The following is a 1,426-nucleotide window of genomic DNA, read 5'->3' on the forward strand; positions in this document are numbered from 1 at the left end:
TGAACTGACCCCGTAAAGTTGGACGGTTCATTGAGCTGGTAGATTTAAGGGCTGGGTCCTGTATTGCACAGGGGCCAGCCCTTTCAGTTTCAGTTTGATGCGGCGGTGGTTGTAATAGTCGATGTAGCGCTCGATGGCCTTATCGAGGCTTTGGACAGTTTCGAACCTTTCCGGGTGGAAGAGCTCGGACTTGAGCGTGGCGAAGAAGCTCTCCATCGGTGCGTTGTCGAGGCAATTGCCTTTGCGTGACATGCTTTGTGCAAGGCCTCTGGTTTCCAGCCTGCGCTGGAATGCCGACATCTGGTACTGCCATCCCTGATCGGAATGCAGGGTCGGCCGTTCGTCCTCATTGAGCCGGGCGAAGGCTTTTGTCAGCATATTGTCCACCAGTTTGAAGCGCGAGCGGCGCGCCGTCTCGAAGGCGACGATCTCGCCATTGTAGAGGTCCATGATGGGAGACAGGTAGAGCTTGTCGCCGGCCACGCTGAACTCCGTCACGTCGGTCACCCATTTGCAGTTGGCGCGGTCGGCGCTGAACTTGCGCTGCAACAGATCGGGAGCGGTCCGCCCAACCTCGCCCCTGTAGGAACGATACTTCTTCGGCCTGACCAGCGACTTCAAACCCATCCCGGCCATCAGGCTCTGGACGGTCTTGTGGTTGACGCCTTGACCCGACTGGCGCAGTTGCGCAGTCACCCGGCGATAGCCGTAGCGGCCCTTGTGGCTGTCGAAGATGGCCTTGATCGCCTCCTTCAGCGCCACATGGCGGTCCGGGCGCGAGGCTGCCTTTTGCCTGTAATAGAACGTGCTGCGCGGCAGCTTCGCCAGATCGAGCAGGCCCTCAAGCGGATGCAACGGCCTTAACGCCTGGACGGCTTGTGCTTTTTGGGCGCGTGTCCCTGCGTTAAGGCCTCCAGTTTTTTTAGGTAGGCGTTCTCCATCCGCAGTTGCTTCAGCTCGGCCAGCAGTTCTTCCCGGCTTTTGGCTTCGTCACTGGGTGCAACAGGCACTGCGGGGGCCGGCGGCTTCGACATGGGGCGTCCTCCGGGACGTGGGCCGAGTGCCTCTATCCCACCCGCATGATAGCGCTTCTCCCAGCCCGCCAGGCAACTGGCATTGCGGATATTGAACAACGCCGCCGTCTGGCGATACGACAGACCTTCTCGCCACATCCGCTCGAGCACTGACAGCTTGAACGTCGCGTCGTAATGATCGTATTTGCCCGACAGTCCCGCCCAGCCATGCGCCTGGTACAAAGCCACCCACTTGCGGACAGTCGCCGCGTCAACTCCACGCTTCGACGCCGCACTCGCGTAGCTTTCATCCCCGCACAAATAGCTATCGACAACCGAGCGCTTGAAACGCGCACTGTGTTTGGACATGCAAAACCCCCGAAGGTTGTGTCCAACTTTCGGGGGTCAGTTCA

The 1,426-nt window shown here is 59.7% G+C and carries 1 protein-coding gene; it reads right to left on the minus strand.

The genetic code is table 11. From position 1 onward, the window contains the following. Positions 1–27: 27 nt before the first annotated feature. Positions 28–1,382 (minus strand): IS3 family transposase gene (locus HNQ95_RS33315; RefSeq protein WP_371818561.1). Its coding sequence is split into 2 segments (ribosomal slippage): positions 28–903 and positions 906–1,382, totalling 1,353 coding nucleotides; the frame shifts between segments, so codons are not numbered across the junction. Positions 1,383–1,426: the final 44 nt, after the last annotated feature.

This window comes from Aminobacter ciceronei (assembly GCF_014138625.1).
In the GTDB taxonomy this organism is placed as follows: domain Bacteria; phylum Pseudomonadota; class Alphaproteobacteria; order Rhizobiales; family Rhizobiaceae; genus Aminobacter; species Aminobacter ciceronei.